General features: G+C 63.2%; 14 protein-coding genes. 13 read left to right on the plus strand and 1 reads right to left on the minus strand.

What is annotated here, in order from left to right; all coding sequences use genetic code 11:
- Positions 1-5: 5 nt before the first annotated feature.
- The 12 genes from F3089_RS05155 to F3089_RS05210 all read left to right on the plus strand — a co-directional run bounded on the left by F3089_RS05155 (position 6) and on the right by F3089_RS05210 (position 11,753).
- Positions 6-734, plus strand: a complete 729-nt coding sequence (locus F3089_RS05155; RefSeq protein ID WP_151439768.1) for an enoyl-CoA hydratase-related protein — start codon at positions 6-8, stop codon at positions 732-734.
- Between the two features lie 189 nt (positions 735-923).
- Positions 924-1,709: an SDR family NAD(P)-dependent oxidoreductase gene (locus F3089_RS05160; protein ID WP_151439769.1), complete on the plus strand. Its 786-nt coding sequence runs from the start codon at positions 924-926 to the stop codon at positions 1,707-1,709.
- The gene (locus tag F3089_RS05165) at positions 1,709-2,179 is read left to right on the plus strand and encodes a PaaI family thioesterase (protein WP_151439770.1); all 471 of its coding nucleotides are present in this window, start codon (positions 1,709-1,711) and stop codon (positions 2,177-2,179) included. Before F3089_RS05160 ends, F3089_RS05165 begins: the two co-directional genes overlap by 1 nt.
- A gap of 44 nt (positions 2,180-2,223) precedes the next feature.
- Positions 2,224-3,435: an acyl-CoA dehydrogenase family protein gene (locus tag F3089_RS05170; RefSeq protein ID WP_151439771.1), complete on the plus strand. Its 1,212-nt coding sequence runs from the start codon at positions 2,224-2,226 to the stop codon at positions 3,433-3,435.
- A 15-nt stretch (positions 3,436-3,450) separates the two neighbouring features.
- Positions 3,451-4,218, plus strand: coding sequence for an SDR family NAD(P)-dependent oxidoreductase (locus F3089_RS05175; RefSeq protein WP_151439772.1), 768 nt, complete (start codon positions 3,451-3,453; stop codon positions 4,216-4,218).
- Positions 4,219-4,222: 4 nt separating this feature from the next.
- Positions 4,223-5,329, plus strand: coding sequence for a phosphotransferase (locus F3089_RS05180; RefSeq protein ID WP_151439773.1), 1,107 nt, complete (start codon positions 4,223-4,225; stop codon positions 5,327-5,329).
- A gap of 14 nt (positions 5,330-5,343) precedes the next feature.
- A complete protein-coding gene (locus tag F3089_RS05185; protein WP_151439774.1) occupies positions 5,344-7,008 on the plus strand; it encodes a long-chain fatty acid--CoA ligase in 1,665 nt (554 codons plus the stop codon).
- A gap of 189 nt (positions 7,009-7,197) precedes the next feature.
- Positions 7,198-8,061, plus strand: a complete 864-nt coding sequence (locus F3089_RS05190; RefSeq protein ID WP_151439775.1) for a branched-chain amino acid ABC transporter permease — start codon at positions 7,198-7,200, stop codon at positions 8,059-8,061.
- Between the two features lie 2 nt (positions 8,062-8,063).
- Complete coding sequence (locus F3089_RS05195; protein ID WP_151439776.1) at positions 8,064-9,095, plus strand: branched-chain amino acid ABC transporter permease; 1,032 nt, start codon at positions 8,064-8,066, stop codon at positions 9,093-9,095.
- Positions 9,088-9,855: an ABC transporter ATP-binding protein gene (locus F3089_RS05200; protein ID WP_151439777.1), complete on the plus strand. Its 768-nt coding sequence runs from the start codon at positions 9,088-9,090 to the stop codon at positions 9,853-9,855. Before F3089_RS05195 ends, F3089_RS05200 begins: the two co-directional genes overlap by 8 nt.
- Positions 9,842-10,549, plus strand: coding sequence for an ABC transporter ATP-binding protein (locus F3089_RS05205; protein WP_151439778.1), 708 nt, complete (start codon positions 9,842-9,844; stop codon positions 10,547-10,549). Before F3089_RS05200 ends, F3089_RS05205 begins: the two co-directional genes overlap by 14 nt.
- A gap of 46 nt (positions 10,550-10,595) precedes the next feature.
- Positions 10,596-11,753, plus strand: coding sequence for an ABC transporter substrate-binding protein (locus F3089_RS05210; RefSeq protein WP_151439779.1), 1,158 nt, complete (start codon positions 10,596-10,598; stop codon positions 11,751-11,753).
- A 61-nt stretch (positions 11,754-11,814) separates the two neighbouring features.
- Here F3089_RS05210 and F3089_RS05215 read toward each other — a convergent pair whose 3' ends face one another.
- Positions 11,815-12,270 (minus strand): MaoC family dehydratase, encoded by a 456-nt coding sequence (locus tag F3089_RS05215; protein WP_151439780.1) that lies wholly within the window; start codon positions 12,268-12,270, stop codon positions 11,815-11,817.
- Between the two features lie 120 nt (positions 12,271-12,390).
- On the opposite strand from F3089_RS05215, the gene curA reads away from it, so the two are divergent.
- Positions 12,391-13,419, plus strand: a complete 1,029-nt coding sequence (gene curA / locus F3089_RS05220) for an NADPH-dependent curcumin/dihydrocurcumin reductase (RefSeq protein WP_151439781.1) — start codon at positions 12,391-12,393, stop codon at positions 13,417-13,419.
- Positions 13,420-13,424 lie beyond the last annotated feature (5 nt).

Raw genomic sequence — 13,424 nt, forward strand, 5'->3', positions numbered from 1 at the left:
CCCACATGATTGAGGTAACCCGTGAAGCCGGAATCGTCCACATGACGATCCGCCGCCCGGAAAAGAAGAACGCCCTGACACCGGCGATGTACAACACCCTATCGGCAACCGTGGATGAGGCCGGCGCGGACGCCAGTGTCCATGCACTGGTGATCACTGGTTGTGAGGGCATCTTCACCGCCGGCAACGACATCGATGATTTCCGGTCCCGGGCCCGGGCGGACAATCCCGGGCCCTCCGCCGGCTTGGCCTTTATCGAACGCCTGATCCACTGCGATACCCCCGTGATCGCCGGTGTCGAAGGCTCGGCCATCGGCATCGGGACCACGCTGTTGCTGCATTGCGACCTGGTCATCAGCGGTGAGTCAGCGGTTTATAGGACGCCCTTTACGGACATCGGGGTAACACCGGAAGCCGCCTCAACCGTCATGGGGCCGCTCTGGATGGGGTTCCGGCGGGCGACGCAGCTGTTGGTGCTTGGTGAGGAACTGGGCGCGGAAGAGGCCGTTAACGCCGGGCTGGTAACGCATCGGGTCGCGGACGGGGCGGCTGAAGCGCGGGCACTGGCCGAGGCGCGCAGGCTGACCACGAAGTCCCGCGATGCCCTGCGGGCCGGGAAACAGCTCATGCTCGCGCCCTGGAGGGAACAGGCCCTGGCGGCACTGGACCAGGAGCGGGAGGCGTTTGCCGAGCGGCTGCAATCGGAGGAGGTGCGTCATCGGCTGGGTGTGTGATGACCAGGCCCGGCTCATTTGTTGTTATTGAGCGTCGCGGTTCTGTATAGCGAAATTATGTTCCGTAATTATTGACGAATTCCAATTTCTCGTGACAGTTTATCTATAAAGCGCTAAGCCATTTCTGGCAGCGATAGAGCGTATCGCTTTCAGGGCGAGGCTGGAATCAACTGTCAGGGGATCATCCGCATGGGGCGTTTCAACCAACAGGTGGCCATCGTGACCGGGGCCGCCAGTGGCATTGGCCGGGCCACGGCCCTGAGGCTGGCGAGCGAGGGGGCCGCACTGGCCCTGGTGGATCATGCCGAAGACGGGCTCGAGGAAACCGCCAGCGCCCTGCCGGCGGAAACTGAGCGGCTCGTGGTGGCTATGGATATCTCGGACGAAGCCCGTATTCGTTCCCTGGTGGAGGACGTGGTCCAGCGCTGGGGCCGTGTGGATGTGCTGTGTAACAACGCCGGCATCGCCGGCTCCCATCCCGTGATCACCGAGCAGGACCGGGATGAGTGGCAGCATCTGCTCAACGTCAACCTCATCGGCACCATGCTGCTGATCAAGCATGTGGCCTCGCACATGCAGTCCCGGGGGCGCGGGAGCATCGTCAACACCGCTTCGGTGGCCGGGATCCGTTCCGGGGCCGGGGGCAATGCCTACAGCGCCTCCAAGGCGGGCGTCATCAGCCTGACCCAGACCGCCGCCTGTGACCTGGGCGGTGACAACGTGCGGGTCAACGCCGTGTGCCCGGGGCTGATCGAGACCGGCATGACCCAACCCATCTTCGATTACGCCCGGTCCCGCGAGAAGGAACACAAGCTTGGGGCGCGCTGTGAACTGCGCCGTTATGGCAATGCCGACGAGATAGCCGCCGCCATCGCCTTCCTGGCCAGTGACGATGCCAGCTACATCACCGGCCAGGCGCTGCCCGTGGATGGGGGTAATACCGCCTCATTGAACATGCCGGGGATGAAAGTCTGATGGCAGAGACAGGCCGCGCGAACACCATTATCGACGAGTCCGACGCACCCGGGTTCCACAGTGTCCTGGGCTACCGGCAGGCCCACTGGGAAGACGGCTGTTCCGTTCTCAGCGTTGAACTGCAGCCCCATCACATGAACCTTGCCGGGGTGATCCATGGTGGCGTACTGAGCTCGCTCCTGGATATCGCGATGGCCCATGCCGGCACCTACTGTCCCTACCCGGGGCGTATGCGCAAGGCCATCACCCTGTCGCTCACCACCACCTTCACCGGCCAGTGCCGTGGTGGGGTCATCACCGTCACCGGCACCAAGCGCGCCGGCGGCAGCCGCGTCTTCAATGCCACCGGTGAAGTCCATGACGCCGAGGGGCAGTTACTGGCGATGGGCGAGGGCGTGTTCCGGATCCGCTCCGGCAGTGAGGGGCTTGAAGGCGTACCGATTCCCGGCACGGAGGAGGCCGGTGAGTGAGCGCGGCCATCGCGCCGACGAAACAACCCAAAAGAGGCATGACCATGTTTGAGCTGTCCGAAAAGGCGGAGAAACTGCGCGAGCAACTGCTGGCGTTCATGGATGAGCACATCTACCCCAACGAAGGGCGTTACCAGGAAGAGATCGCCAATGCCGACAACCGCTGGGATCCGGCGCCGGTGCTGGAAGAGCTGAAAACGAAGGCCCGGGCCCAGGGGCTTTGGAACCTGTTCCTGCCGGACAGTGACCATGGAGCCGGGCTAAGCAACTTCGACTACGCCCAGCTGTGCGAGATCATGGGCCGCTCCCACATGGCGCCGGAGGTGTTCAACTGCTCCGCCCCGGACACCGGCAACATGGAGACCCTGGCCCGTTACGGTTCTCCGGAACAGCAGAAGCAGTGGCTGCAGCCGCTGCTCGACGGCGAGATCCGCTCCTGCTTCTCCATGACTGAACCGGATGTGGCCTCCTCCGATGCGACCAACATCGGGTGCCAGATCCGCCGCGAGGGCGATGAATACGTCATCAACGGCCGTAAATGGTGGTCCTCGGGCGCCATGACCACCAACTGCCGGATCGCCATCGTGATGGGCAAGACCGACCCGGAGGCCGACAAGCACAAACAGCAGTCGATGATCCTGGTGCCCATGGACACGCCCGGCGTGGAGATCATCCGCCCCCTGACGGTCTTCGGCTACGACCACGCGCCCCACGGGCACGCTGAGATCCACTACAACAACGTCCGGGTACCGGCCGACAACATCCTCCTCGGCGAGGGGCGGGGATTCGAGATCGCCCAGGGGCGGCTCGGCCCCGGTCGCATCCACCACTGCATGCGCACCATCGGGGTTGCCGAGCGGGCCCTGGAGGCGCTGTGCGAGCGCATTAACGAACGCGAGGCCTTCGGCCAGCCATTGGCGAAGTTCGACTCCATCCGCAAGGACATTGCCCGTTCCCGGCTCGACATCGAGCAGGCCCGGCTGCTGACGCTGAAGGCAGCCCACATGATGGACACCGTCGGCAACAAGGTGGCGCGCCAGGAGATCGCGATGATCAAGGTGGCGGCGCCGCGCATGGCGCTCGAGGTGCTGGACCGGGCGATCCAGGCCCACGGTGCGCTCGGTGTCTCTCAGGACAGCTTCCTGGCGGCGGCCTGGGCGCATGTCCGCACCCTGCGCCTGGCCGATGGCCCGGACGAGGTCCACCTGGACACCATCGCCAAGCTCGAACTGCGCGATTACCCGAAGAACCACTGAGCAGGAGACCCGAGAATGACAAGCCCCCTCTTTGATATGACGGGCAAGGTGGCCCTCATCACCGGTTCAACCAAGGGCATTGGCCGTTCGATTGCCGAGGAAATGGCGCGCTGCGGCGCGAAGGTCGTGATCTCCAGCCGCAAGGCGGACGCCTGCGAGCAGGTGGCCGGCGAACTGAAGGAACAGGGCTTTGAGGCTATCGCCGTGCCCTGTCACGTGGGCCGCAAGGAAGACCTTCAGAACCTGGTGGACCAGACCCTGGCCACCTGGGGTCGCATCGATACGCTGGTCTGCAACGCGGCCACCAACCCGGTTTACGGCACCACCCAGGAGATGACCGATGAAGCCTGGGACAAGATCATGGATACCAACGTCAAGGGCACTTTCTGGCTGACGCAGATGGCCCTGCCCCACATGGCCGAAAACGGTGACGGTCAGGTGGTGCTGCTGTCGAGCATTGCCGGGCTGAAAGGGAACAGTGTTATCGGCACCTACGGCGTCTCCAAGGCGGCGGAAGCGGCCCTGGCCCGTAACCTGGCCGTGGAGTGGGGCCCCAGGGGGATCCGGGTGAACGCCATCGCCCCGGGCCTGGTCCGGACCGATTTCGCCAAGGCGCTGGTCGAGGACCCGGAGCGGGTCCGCAGTGCCGAGCAGCAGACCCCGCTGCGCCGCATCGGCGAGCCGGTGGATATCGCCGGGCTGGCGGTGTTCCTCGCGACCCGGGCCAGTGCCTACGTCACCGGCCAGGTGATCGTGGCGGATGGCGGTGAAACAGTGAGTTAAGCCTATGGCACCCGGAGCTGACACCCTTGATCCCCAGCTGGTGGAGGTGCTCGACGCCCACCGCTTTGACGAGAGCGCGCTCCAGGCATGGCTGAAGGAAGCCATGCCCGAGCTCGGCCATTGCCGGCGAATCCAGCAGTTCCAGGGCGGACAGTCGAACCCGACCTTCCTGCTGGAAACCGATACGGGGCGCTACGTGCTGCGCAAGAAGCCGCCGGGCCAGACACTACCCTCGGCACACATGGTCGAGCGCGAATACAAGGTGATCCGGGCGCTCTCCGACCACACCGACATGCCGGTGCCCCGGGCCAGGGGCCTGTGCGAGGACCCCACCGTTATCGGCACGCCCTTCTACATCATGGATTTCATGCCCGGGCGGGTGGTGAGCCATCCCGCGCTGCGCGAGCTCGACCACGACGAACGCCTGCCGGTGCACTACGCCGCCATGGATACCCTGGCCCAGTTGCACGCGGTGGACGTGGAACAGGTGGGGCTGGGTGACTTCGGCAGGCCCCAGGGGTACGTGGCGCGCCAGGTCGAACGCTGGACGAAGCAGTACCAGGCTTCCCGGACTGATGAGATGCCGGCCATGGACAGGCTCATGGCCTGGCTGCCGGACCACCTGCCCGCGACCGACGAATGCGCCATTGCCCATGGCGACTACCGCGTCGGCAACCTGATGCTGGCCCCGGACCGCCCGGAGGTGACCGCCATCCTCGACTGGGAGCTGGCCACCCTGGGCCACCCGCTGGCGGACCTGGCCTACTACTGCCTGCCGCATTACCTGCCCATGGAGCTTGAGGGCTCGCGGGGGCTGCTCGGCGAGGACCTGGCGGCGCTCAATCTGCCCACCGAACAGCAGTTGATCGAACGCTACTGCCGCCAGTCCGGGCGCGAGCGGATCGAGGACTGGCACGTGTTCGTCGCCTTCTCGCTGTTCCGGCTCACGGCCATCCTGCAGGGCGTCTACGCCCGCGCGCTCCAGGGCAATGCCAGCGATGCCAATGCACTGGAGGTGGGGCAGCGAGCCAGTGCCCTGGCTGAGGCAGGCTGGCGGGTAGCTCAGAACGGCTCTGTACCGTCACCAACCAATACGGCAACCAGCGGTTAAAAAGGAGAACAATAATGTTTACAAGACACCACGGGGTCTGGCCCAAGGAACTTCCCAAAACCATGACGCTGCCGAAAACCAGCGTGTTCACCAACCTGTCCATAGCGGCACTGCGGTACCCCGAACATCCCGCGATCATTTTCTACGACCAGGTGATGACCTACCAGCAACTGCTGGACGAGGTCGAGGCACTGGCGGGTTACCTCCAGGCCAAGGGTGTGAGCAAGGGGGATCGTGTCCTGCTCTACATGCAGAACGCAACGCAGTACGTCATCAGCTATTACGCCATCCTGCGCGCGGACGCGGCGGTGATTCCCATTAACCCGATGAACCGCACCGCCGAGCTGGAACACTACATCAGTGATACCGACGCCCGGATCTGCCTCGCGGGGCAGGAGCTGGCGGGCTTCATCGCGCCTCTGCTGGACACCACGCAGCTGGAAGAGCTGGTGGTCACGGCTTACAGCGATTACATCAACCCCGAGACGGACCTGGCGCTGCCGGCGGAAGTGGCAGCGCCGGGGGCGGCCCTGGAGAAGCCGGGGCTGGTGAGCTGGAACGAGGCGATCCGGGCCGGGCATACGCCGTCGGCCCATACCGCCGGGCCCGACGATATTGCCGTGATTCCCTACAGCTCCGGCACGACCGGGGCGCCCAAGGGCTGTACCCATGTGCACCGGGCTGTCATGGCCACGGCGGTACACCGGGCCTTCTGGAACCTGAGCACGGCGGACACGGTGCAGTTGTCGACGCTGCCCTTCTTCCACGTCACGGGCATGAGCGGCTCCATGAACAGCCCCATCTTCAGTGGTTCGACGTCCGTCATCATGACCCGCTGGGACCGCACCACCGCGGCGAAGCTGATCGAGCGCTACCAGATCAGTGGCTGGACCAACATCGTCACCATGGCGGTGGATTTCCTGTCCAACCCGGACCTCGACCAGTACGACATCAGCAGCCTCAGGACCATTGGCGGCGGCGGGGCGGCCATGCCCTCGGCCATTGCCGAGAAGCTCAAGAGTCGTACCGGCCTCGATTACATCGAAGGTTACGGGCTGTCCGAGACCATGGCCGCGACCCACATCAACCCGCCGGATGCGCCCAAGTCACAGTGCCTCGGGGTGCCCGTCTTCGATGTGGACTCGCGCATCATCGATGTCGAGACACTCGCGGAGAAGGGCCCCGGCGAGGTGGGCGAGATTGTCAGCCACGGGCCCCAGGTAACGATTGGCTATTGGAACCGGCCTGATGAGACCCGCAACGCCTTCGTCGAGATCGATGGCAAGTCCTTCTTCCGGACAGGCGACCTCGGCTACTTCGACGAGGATGGCTACTTCTTCATGGTCGACCGGGTTAAGCGGATGATCAATGCGTCCGGTTTCAAGGTCTGGCCGTCGGAAGTGGAGAGCCTGATGTACCGTCATCCGGCGATCCATGAATGCTGCGTTATCTCAACGCCGGACCCCAAGCGGGGCGAGAGCGTCAAGGTGTGCATCGTGCCGATGGAAGAAGCGTGGCCCACTGTCAGCGCCGACGACATCCGGAACTGGTGTCGGGAGATGATGGCCGCTTACAAGGTACCGCAGGAGGTCGAGTTTGTGGACGAACTGCCGAAATCCCAGACCGGCAAGGTGATGTGGCGGTCGCTGCAGGAAGAGGAATGGAAGGAGTCCTCCTGAGATGACCTGAGAACCGCACTGCGGAATTTGATTCTGTCTGTTGACATAAGGTTCTCTTAAAGTACGCTTAGAAGAAGGGGATCAGAAAAAAAGCAGTAACGCGGAGCGGGGTAACCCGAAAAACCATCTGTAGGTAACAACAAAAACCTGCGGCATCCAATAACAACGATTTGCCACAAGGGGGACAACTTGAACATTCTGCTTCAGAACCTCATCAACGGGCTGACGCTGGGGAGCATCTACAGCCTCGTTGCGCTCGGGCTGACGCTCGTCTACGGGATCCTGCATATTCCGAACTTCGCCCATGGCGCGCTCTACATGGTGGGCGCCTTTATGACCTATTTCTTCATGGTCGACCTGGGGGCCCATTACTGGATTGCCATGATCGGCTCCGGGGCCGTGGTGGCACTGCTGGCGGTCCTGTGTGAACGCCTGGTTTTCCACCCTCTCCGCCATTCCCCCCCGATACACGACAAGATCGCCGCCATCGGCATCCTGCTGTTTCTTGAGGCACTGGTTCAGATGATCTGGGGGGCGGACTTTCGCCGCATGTCCTCGCCCTTTACCGGCGTCATGAATATCCAGGGGCTGATCATCCCGGAACAGCGGGCACTGATCATCGCCGGTGCCGCCGTGCTGGTGGTGGCGTTGCAGCTGTTCCTGCGCCGGACCATGACCGGGTCCACCATCCTGGCCATGGCCCAGAACCGTGAAGGGGCCTTCCTGGTGGGCATCGATGCCAACCGGGTGGCCATGATGACCTTTGCCATCTCCGGCATGCTGGCCGCCTTCGCCGCGACTCTCTATGCGCCGATCAACCTGGTGTATCCGGCCATGGGGCATCTGGTGATCATGAAGGCTTTCGTGATCATCATCATCGGTGGCATGGGCAGTATCCCGGGGGCCGTGATCGGCGGCATGATCATCGGTTTCACCGAGGCGCTCGGCGGGTTCTATCTCTCGAACGACTATAAGGATGTGATCGCCTTCGCACTCCTTGTCGTGATCCTCTCCATCCGTCCGCAAGGGCTCTTCGCGAAGGGGGCGCATTGATCATGTGGTTGAAACTGGCAGCTTTTCTGACCCGTCCGGCAACCAAGTACGTTTTCATCGCCCTGGCGCTGGTGTTTCCCCTGGTCGCGCAGAACGAGTACCAGATCTATGTGATGGCGTCCGCCTTCGTCTGGGCCATTGCGGTTTACGGGCTCAACATCATTACCGGCTACTGCGGTCAGCTGAACCTGGCCCACGGTGGCTTCTTCGCCCTCGGGGCCTACACGCTCGGCCTGCTTACCGCGGATTACAGCTGGAGCTACTGGCCGGCATTCGTGGCGGCCCTGGCGATGACCGCGGTGGTGGGCTTCTTCGTGGGGATTGTATCGCTGCGCCTGAAAGAGCACTACTTCGCCATCTTCACGCTCTGTGTCGGCTTCATCATGTACCTGCTGATGGATAAGTGGGAGGAGCTCACACACGGCCCGGTGGGCGTGCGCAACATCGCGCCGCCGGATGGTTTCGGGTTGGTCGACTTCACCGAGACCACCCCGGTCTATTACCTGACCCTGGCGTTCCTGGTGCTTACGATGTGGTTCATCGGCAAGCTTTCACGCTCGCTGCTGGGGCGGACCTTCACCGCCATCCGCAACGGGGATGAGCTCGCCCAGTCCCTCGGCATCAACCTGATGCGTAACAAGGTTCTGGCGTTCGTCCTGTCCACCACCTTCGCCGGGCTGGCGGGGGCCCTGTACGCCGGCATGGTGCGTTTCGTCGGCCCTGAGGATGCCAACGTCCTGCACACCTTCGACATGATCACCTATCTCCTCGTCGGCGGCCTCGGCACGCTCTCCGGCCCCCTTGTGGGGACCATTGGCATCGTGTGGCTGACCCAGTCGCTGCAGTTCATGGAGGAGTACCGGATGATCCTGTTCGGTCCGCTGCTGGTGTTCCTGGTGATCTTCTTCCCACGGGGTATCGTCGGTTCCTTCCTGGGCTGGCTGCATCGCCGCACCCAGGGCAAGGCTGAGGCAGCGGCCAAGACACGGCAGAGCCGGGTAAGCACCGGTGAGGGGGTCAATAACAATGCTTAGAATCGAGAACCTGACCAAGATGTTCGGGGGCCTGGCGGCCGTTAAGGACGTTTCCGTCGAGTTCGAGGCGAACCAGGTCAATGCGATCATCGGCCCCAACGGGGCCGGTAAGAGTACCTTCTTCAACCTGGTTGCCGGTGCGCACAAACCCAGCTCCGGGCGGATCATCCTGGAGGGTGAGGACATCACGACGCTGCGCTGCGACCACATCGCCAGGCGCGGGGTTGGGCGCACCTTCCAGACCACGAACCTGTTCGAGCAGGCATCCGTCCTGGACAACCTGATCGTGGGCCACCGGCTGCGGACCCGCTCCGGTCTCTGGGACGTACTGATCAACTCCCGGCGGCTGCAGCAGGAGGAGCAGCTCAGCCGCGACAAGGCACGGGAAGCCCTGGAGTTCGTGGGGCTGTCGCACGTGGAGAACCGCTTTATCGCGGACATCACCCAGGAGGAGCGCAAGCGGGTGGCCTTTGCCCTGGCGCTTGCGACGGACCCCAAGATCCTGCTCCTTGATGAGCCCGCGGCCGGGGTCAACCCGGAGGAAACGGAGGGCCTCGCGCGGCTGATCCGCAAGATGGTGGACCACGGCCTGACGGTATGCCTGATCGAACACAAGATGGACATGATCATGGGCATTGCCGACAAGATCATGGTGCTGGATCACGGCGAGAAGATTGCCGAGGGCGCGCCGCAGGACGTACGCGATGACCCGGCCGTTATCGAAGCCTACCTGGGGAGTGACGACGATGCTGCAGCTTAACAACGTCGATGTCTGCTACGGCAGCTTCAAGGCCATCAGCGACATCTCCATGACAGTGGAGTCGGGAGAGCTGGTGGTTCTGCTTGGGGCCAATGGCGCCGGCAAGAGTTCCCTGTTCAATGCCATCAGCGGCCTGATCCGGCCAAGCGCCGGCCAGATCGAGTTTGAGGGGCAGCGGCTGAGTGGGCTCAAGCCCAGCGGCATCGTTTCCGCCGGCGTGGTCCAGTGTGCGGAGGGCCGCAAGCTGTTCCCGCAGATGAGCGTAATGCAGAACCTGATGATGGGCGCCTACGTCCATCGCCGGGACAAGGCGGGCAACCGACGGCATCTCGAGGAAGTGTTCGAGCTTTTCCCGATCCTCAGGGAGAAGTCGGACGAGCTGGCCAGTGCCCTTTCCGGGGGCCAGCAGCAGATGGTGGCCATCGGGCGGGCGCTGATGAGCCGGCCGCGCCTGCTGATGCTCGACGAGCCCTCGCTGGGGCTTGCGCCGCTGGTCGTGCGCCAGATGTTCGACACGATCCAGCAGATCAACAGCCTCGGCACGACTGTGCTGCTTGCGGAGCAGAACGCATACGCAGCCCTCAAGATTGCTTCCCGGGCTTACGTCATGGAAGGCGGCCAGCTGGTCATGGAAGGGGACCGGGAGACCATGCTCAATAACGACGAGGTTCGCAAGGCGTACATCGGGGCATGACCCGAGCGGTATCCACAACAACAAGGCAACACCGAAGGAGACAACAATGAAAACACTCAAAGCATTAACCCGCGCGTTCGCTCTGGCCGCCCTGGGGGCCGGCTTTTCCGCCGGCGCCCTGGCCGAGAGCACCGTCAATATTGGTTTTTCCGGGCCCCTGAGCGGCGGTGCCGCCGTGTACGGGGAAAACGTCCTTTCCGGGCTGGAAATGGCGGTGGATGAGATCAATTCGGACGGGGGTGTCGAGATTGACGGCGAAACCCACAAGGTAACGCTGGAATCCCTGGACGATATGTACTCGCCCGCCGAAACGGCGACCAACGCCAAGCGCCTGACACAGGAGTCGAACGTATCAGCGATCTTCGTGCCCCATACCGGTGGCATCTTTGCCCTTCAGGATTTCAATGTGAAGGACAACTTCCTGATCATGGCCTACACCAGCACGCCGACGGTGACCGAGCAGGGCAACCCGCTGACCGTGCGGATCCCGCCGACCTTTGACGGTTACGTGAAGGTCTTCACGGATTACGCCATGAAAGAGCACGGCAAAAAGCTGGGCATGGCAGGGGCTACCCACGAGTACGCCAAGATCTGGGCCAAGATGCTTGAGAAGGAGTGGAAAGCCCAGGGTGGTGAAGTGGTCGCGAAGAACCCGATGAGTTACAACAAGTCCGCCGACTTCTACACCGGCGTGAGCCGGACCCTGGCCGCCAGCCCGGATGTGCTGTTCGTTGGTGGCGCCTCTGAGCCCACGGGGCTGGTGGTGCAGCAGGCCAATCAGCTCGGCTTCAAGGGCGGTTATATCGTGATGGACCAGGCGAAGCTGGATGAAATGGCCGACGTTGCGGGCGGTATTGAAGCGCTGAACGGTGCTGTTGGCGTAACCCCACTGTCGATCTATGAGTCCGAGTCGGCCAAGGCCTTCATCAAGCGTTACCAGGAGCGGTACGACAAGATGCCGGGCTCCGAGGCCGCCTATAACTACCTCGCGCTGCACGGACTTGTGAAGGCGATGCAGCTTGCCGGTTCCACCGATGCGAAGGCGGCCCGGGAGCATATCGCCCAGGCCATGGTTGAGCTGGACAAGCGCTTCAACCCCTACGATGTGACCGAAGTGACCGACAAGGGCGGCTTCGTGACCGAAACCACCATGGCGGTGGTCGAGGACGGAGAACTTGTCCAGAAGGAAGTGAACCTGGACTAACGCCGGAGTACCGGAAGGAAGGGGCCTCAGGGCCCCTTTTTTGTGGTCGGAGCCGTGCGGGTCAGGCGAGGTACATAACCAGGTTCTCGGCCACGCAGGCGGGCTTCTCCTCGCCCTGGATCTCGATCCGGGTCGTGAAGGTGGCGAGCGTGCGCTGGTCATCGACAGCAGTCACGTCGTCCAGCGTCACCTCGGAGCGGATGGCCGCGCCGGCCCTGACGGCCGCCGGAAATCGCAGCTTATTCAGCCCGTAGTTGATGCTGGCGCTGGTGCCGGTGACCCGCAGGACGGACTGGTTAAGAACCGGGATGAGCGAGACCGTGAGGAAGCCGTGAGCCACCGTGCTCTGCCAGGGCGTCTCGCGACGGGCGCGCTCGATGTCGATGTGGATCCACTGGTGGTCCCCGGTGGCATCGGCGAAGGCCTGGATCATCTCCTGCGAGACGGTCTTCCAGGCGCTGTGCCCGATCAGTGTCCCCACATGCTCGTGGAGCGTTTCCAGGGGGATGTTTTTCATGATCGTCTCCTTTTTAGAAATATGTTTCGCTTGTAGAAATTGAATTCTGAAATAATTCTGGCTCAGGGGGTTGTGGTGTGCAACCGACCGGGCCCATTCCCACCACGGAGGAAAAACCCGATGCCACAGAATGAACAGGTGATCCTGGCCGAGCGCCCCACGGGGATGCCGGATGAAACCCATCTCGTGCGCCAGGAGGGGCCTATGCCCGAGGCGGCGGAGGGCGAGGTCGTGCTGAAGACGCTCTACCTCTCGCTGGACCCTTACATGCGCGGTCGGATGAACAATGCGGCCTCCTACGCCAAGCCCGTTGAGCTGGGGCAGGTCATGGAAGGTGCCACCGTCAGCGAGGTGGTGGAAAGCCGCTACGAGGGCCTGGCGCCCGGTGACATCGTCCTGGGGTACTGCGGCTGGCAGCGCTACGCCTCGGCCCCCGGCAAGGCACTGCGCAAACTGGACCCCGCCCAGGCGCCCATCACCACCGCCCTTGGTGTCATGGGCATGCCGGGCTTTACCGCCTATGTGGGCCTGCTCGATCTGGGCCAGCCCCGGGCGGGTGAAACGGTGGTGGTTTCCGCGGCTGCCGGTGCTGTTGGTCAGGTGGTCGGGCAACTGGCCCGGATCCGGGGGTGTCGCGTGGTTGGTGTGGCCGGCGCCGATGATAAATGCCGCCAGGTCACCGGGACCTACGGCTTTGACGCCTGCATCAACCATAAGGCGGAGGATTTCGAGCAACAGCTCGATGCGGCCTGCCCGGACGGCATTGATGTGTACTTCGAGAACGTCGGCGGCCGGGTCTTCGACGCGGTCATGAAGCGCGTCAACGATTTTGCGCGTATCCCGGTCTGCGGCCGTATCGCCCATTACAACCAGACGGAGTTGCCCGAGGGGAGTGACCGGTTGATCCCGTTCATGGGGAAGGTGCTGGTCAAGCGGCTGATGCTGCGCGGCTTTATCCAGTCCGATCACCTGGAGCGCCAGCCTGACTTCCTTAACGACATGGGGGAGTGGCTCCGCCAGGGGCAGGTGCACTACCAGGAAGACATCGTCGAGGGTCTGGAGAACGCGGTCAGCGCCTTCCAGGGTCTGTTGTGGGGGGAAAACCGCGGCAAGCTGATGGTGCGGGTGGCACCGGATCCGACAGTCTAGAAGCC

Origin of the sequence: Halospina sp. K52047b (assembly GCF_008709855.1) — a bacterium.
Taxonomy (GTDB): Bacteria; Pseudomonadota; Gammaproteobacteria; order Pseudomonadales; family Oleiphilaceae; genus Halospina; species Halospina utahensis_B.

Excerpts from the sequence above, each read along its gene's own strand:
- F3089_RS05155 (WP_151439768.1), top strand. The coding sequence starts at position 6 with ATGATTGAGGTAACCCGTGAAGCCGGAATCGTCCACATGACGATCCGC.
- F3089_RS05160 (WP_151439769.1), top strand. The coding sequence starts at position 924 with ATGGGGCGTTTCAACCAACAGGTGGCCATCGTGACCGGGGCCGCCAGT.
- F3089_RS05165 (WP_151439770.1), top strand. The coding sequence starts at position 1,709 with ATGGCAGAGACAGGCCGCGCGAACACCATTATCGACGAGTCCGACGCA.
- F3089_RS05170 (WP_151439771.1), top strand. The coding sequence starts at position 2,224 with ATGTTTGAGCTGTCCGAAAAGGCGGAGAAACTGCGCGAGCAACTGCTG.
- F3089_RS05175 (WP_151439772.1), top strand. The coding sequence starts at position 3,451 with ATGACAAGCCCCCTCTTTGATATGACGGGCAAGGTGGCCCTCATCACC.
- F3089_RS05180 (WP_151439773.1), top strand. The coding sequence starts at position 4,223 with ATGGCACCCGGAGCTGACACCCTTGATCCCCAGCTGGTGGAGGTGCTC.
- F3089_RS05185 (WP_151439774.1), top strand. The coding sequence starts at position 5,344 with ATGTTTACAAGACACCACGGGGTCTGGCCCAAGGAACTTCCCAAAACC.
- F3089_RS05195 (WP_151439776.1), top strand. The coding sequence starts at position 8,064 with ATGTGGTTGAAACTGGCAGCTTTTCTGACCCGTCCGGCAACCAAGTAC.
- F3089_RS05200 (WP_151439777.1), top strand. The coding sequence starts at position 9,088 with ATGCTTAGAATCGAGAACCTGACCAAGATGTTCGGGGGCCTGGCGGCC.
- F3089_RS05205 (WP_151439778.1), top strand. The coding sequence starts at position 9,842 with ATGCTGCAGCTTAACAACGTCGATGTCTGCTACGGCAGCTTCAAGGCC.
- F3089_RS05210 (WP_151439779.1), top strand. The coding sequence starts at position 10,596 with ATGAAAACACTCAAAGCATTAACCCGCGCGTTCGCTCTGGCCGCCCTG.
- F3089_RS05215 (WP_151439780.1), bottom strand. The coding sequence starts at position 12,270 with ATGAAAAACATCCCCCTGGAAACGCTCCACGAGCATGTGGGGACACTG.
- curA (WP_151439781.1), top strand. The coding sequence starts at position 12,391 with ATGCCACAGAATGAACAGGTGATCCTGGCCGAGCGCCCCACGGGGATG.